The sequence below is a fragment of the Gilliamella sp. Fer4-1 genome (genome assembly GCF_001690515.1).
Classification (GTDB): domain Bacteria; phylum Pseudomonadota; class Gammaproteobacteria; order Enterobacterales; family Orbaceae; genus Gilliamella; species Gilliamella apicola_C.
The window spans coordinates 1-3,315 of sequence record NZ_LZGZ01000298.1 but is presented as its reverse complement, the minus strand read 5'-3'; the positions used below and the strand labels follow the sequence as shown (position 1 = coordinate 3,315).

Annotated in this window: 5 protein-coding genes; 4 read left to right on the top strand and 1 reads right to left on the bottom strand. The window is 35.0% G+C overall.

Annotated elements, in window-relative coordinates:
* Together A9G30_RS10275 and A9G30_RS10270 are read left to right on the top strand one after the other, a co-directional pair.
* Positions 1-185: ABC transporter permease (locus A9G30_RS10275; RefSeq protein WP_065588898.1), on the top strand; the 185-nt coding region annotated here is incomplete at its 5' end.
* Between the two features lie 391 nt (positions 186-576).
* Positions 577-966: a DUF1161 domain-containing protein gene (locus A9G30_RS10270; protein WP_065588897.1), complete on the top strand. Its 390-nt coding sequence runs from the start codon at positions 577-579 to the stop codon at positions 964-966.
* A 68-nt stretch (positions 967-1,034) separates the two neighbouring features.
* Here the strand turns inward: A9G30_RS10270 and asnA are convergent, their stop codons facing one another.
* Positions 1,035-2,027 carry an aspartate--ammonia ligase gene (gene asnA / locus A9G30_RS10265; RefSeq protein WP_065588896.1) on the bottom strand — a complete coding sequence of 331 codons (993 nt, stop codon included), beginning with the start codon at positions 2,025-2,027 and terminating at the stop codon, positions 1,035-1,037.
* A 507-nt stretch (positions 2,028-2,534) separates the two neighbouring features.
* Between asnA and A9G30_RS10260 the strand changes: the two genes are divergently transcribed.
* On the top strand, positions 2,535-2,792 hold the full coding sequence (locus A9G30_RS10260) for a transposase (RefSeq protein ID WP_065588895.1): 258 nt from the start codon (positions 2,535-2,537) through the stop codon (positions 2,790-2,792).
* A complete protein-coding gene (locus A9G30_RS10255) occupies positions 2,792-3,235 on the top strand; it encodes an IS3 family transposase (RefSeq protein ID WP_065588894.1) in 444 nt (147 codons plus the stop codon). Before A9G30_RS10260 ends, A9G30_RS10255 begins: the two co-directional genes overlap by 1 nt.
* Positions 3,236-3,315: the final 80 nt, after the last annotated feature.

The following is a 3,315-nucleotide window of genomic DNA, read 5'->3' as shown; positions in this document are numbered from 1 at the left end:
TTCCTCAAATCATTGATAATTTACATGGGCTTAAATCAAATCCTACTCAGCCATTAGCAGCTGCGATTAACTGCTCACTTTGGGTTTGCTATGGTTTATTAAGAGAAAAAAAAGACTGGCCAATTGCAATTGCTAATTCGCCGGGTGTGTTTTTTGGCTTAATGGCTTTTTTTACCGCTCTATAAATAAGGTAAAGATAAGTAAGGTAAAGCCATTGAACGGTAATTAATTATAGGGTTATTGCTGTTTTGTGGGAATTTTGTTTTCAATGATAATGCAAGGCCTTTTGAATCAGGTTGAAAAAGTAAGCTTTTTTAAGCTAAATAAAATCATAACTAGAGAAGTTTAATATTTGATCTATTTAAAAACTATTTAATAATCAATATGTTTTTTAGTTATCAACAGGTTTGTTAAACTGTTATCAAACTTTACTGTGAATAAGTTGTGTTAGCAGATTTGTTGGATATTTAATTATGGTGCAATGTTATTTGTAGTTGTAATTCAAAAAGTAAAGGTAAATTTTCCAATCATTTTCTATTGCAGATGGTAGTTAAATTACATATAAAAGGGAAAAAAATGAAAAAATTAATCGGCATGTTTTTACTTGGTTTACCGATGTCGGCGGCGGCATCAAATTGTGATGAAATTAGCCGTAACATTGCCGAAAAAATCAAAAATAATGGCGTAGATCCGTCACTGTTTCAGCTGAAATTAGAATCGGTTGATAAGTCAGAACAGCAAATTGAAGGTAAAATTGTGGGATCATGTGATCGTGGTCAGCAACATATTATTTATGTTCGTTTATATAGCACTACAACCACGTCACAAACACCGTCAACTAATGCAAAAGATGAGCCTACACAAAGTGATGAGGACAACTTAACACAGCCTTCAACAATTAATCCAACAGAACAAAATGCTCAACCGATTCCCCAAGATAATCAATTAGTACCGGTACAGAATTAATTATCAGTAGTTAGTCACAGTCTTGAGTCAAAAAATAGGGCGTAGTGCCCTATATTTTTATGGCATGGTTATAGTAAATGGTTGTAATTTACTTTGGTATCATCGCTCCATACACTTGCTTGTACTTGGCCAATGTGTTTTTGCTGTAAAAGTAGCATTGTTAGTCGTGATTGACCAATACCGCCACCAATCGTTTGTAATAAATCCCCATTGATTAAAGCGTTATGCCAAGCAAATTGCAAGCGATCTTCGTCATTAGTCAACTTTAATTGGCGTTTTAATGTTTCAGGATCGACACGAATACCCATTGATGAAATTTCAAAGGCGCTATTTAATACCGAATTCCACACTAAAATATCGCCATTCAAACCTTTAGAGCCTAAATCGTTATTGCTGCTCCAATCATCATAATCAGGAGCACGCACATCGTGTCTTTCATTATTTGAGAGCTTACCGCCAATACCAATTAAAAATACAGCGCCAAGCTCTTTGGTGATTGCGTTTTCTCGTTCTTTAGGTGGTAAATTTGGATAGCGCTTTAAAAGTTGTTCGCTATCGATAAAAGTGATTGATTCGGGTAAAAAGCGTGAAAGATGATATTGTTGAGATACCGCTTTCTCAGTCGCTTTAATAGCGGCATAAATATTATCGACAGTTTGTTTTAAATAAGTTAAATTGCGATCTTCAGGGCGAATGACTTTTTCCCAATCCCACTGATCAACATAAACGGAATGAATTGGCGAAAGCTGATCTTCGTCAGGGCGCAATGCTTTCATATTTGCATAAATTCCCTCGCCAGCTTCGAATTGGTGATCACTTAAAATCTTACGTTTCCATTTTGCAAGTGAGTGTATAACTTCATATTGTGCATTAGGAATTGCTTTTACCTTAACTTGTACTGCGTGCTCAGTCCCTGACAAATTATCTTGAATACCATCGCCCACTTTACTTAATAACGGAGCTTGCACTTCAATAAGTGATAAACGCTCGGCAAGCTGATTGGCAAAAAATTGCTTAACAAAGCTAATTCGCTGCTGTTGCTCTTTAAATGATATCGTCATGTTTACACTCTAGTTATTTAGTTTTTGGTGTATGAGTAAGGTAAACTAGATGAGTACATTTTGCAAGATGTAGATAGAGTATTAAAACAAGGTTTTATACGTATTTAGTTTTATGGTTTTTGATAATTTAGCGCATTGCTAACATAAAGAAATTTATAAAATTAATTAGAATCACACAAAAACATTCAGAAAACTAATTGATTTTATTTAATTTTTTTGATTTGTCACTATTTCAAATATATAATTAAATAATCCGTGCTAATCAAAATGTTATTGATAAAATAGGCAATTACTATAACAAAATAATAAAAAGTGAAATGAGAGATGAGAATTATTGATGTGAGTGCCTTTAATCGAAATAATTTGGAGTATATTTAATGAATCATCCTCGCAAAGCAGTAAGATTGATGCTGATATTTATCAGTGCATTAATTGTAACTATCCCCTAAAATAGTACAGCAAAAAAGTAGAAAATTCTCTATGATAAAAGTAAAAGGGGATTTAATTATGAAAAAAATGACTGAACATCAAATCGTAACTATTTTAAAAGAAGCTGAAGCGGGTATTCCCGTTAAAGAACTGTGCCGTAAATATGGCATGGGTAATTCAACTTTTTATAAATGGCGGGAAAAATACGGCGGAATGGAAACATCGGATATTAAACGCTTAAAGGAGCTTGAGGCCGAAAACCGTAAGCTTAAACAGATGTTTGCCGAACTGAGCTTAAAATACCAGCTTCAGGAAGAAATCATAAAAAAGCTTTAGTGCCCACAAAGGCACGTAAAACGTGGGCACAGCAACTACAACAAAATCATTTGGTTACTATTGCTATGAGTTGTGCCATTGTTGGCTTAAGCCGCTGTGCTTACTATTATCAACCTAAGTTACTGGATGACTCGGTGATTGTTTCGGTGCTGAATGCTATTACAGATAGGCATTTACGCTGGGGCTTTCCTAAATGTTTTAATCGTATCAGAAAGCTCGGCTATCAATGGAATCATAAACGGGTATATCGGGTGTATTGTGAATTAAAGCTTAATCTCAGGGTAAAGCGTAAAAAACGCATTCCTCCACGATGCCCAGAAAGGTTATTAGTCCCCAATAAACAAGGTGAATGTTGGTCAATGGATTTTATGAGTGGCAGTAGCCGTAATCAACGTCGCTTTAGGACATTCAATGTCATCGATGACTTTAATCGTGAGGCGTAAGGATTACCCGTTACTTAGATAAACTGGCCGAATATCATGGGTATCCATTAAAAATACGGGTCGATAATGGGCCAGAATTT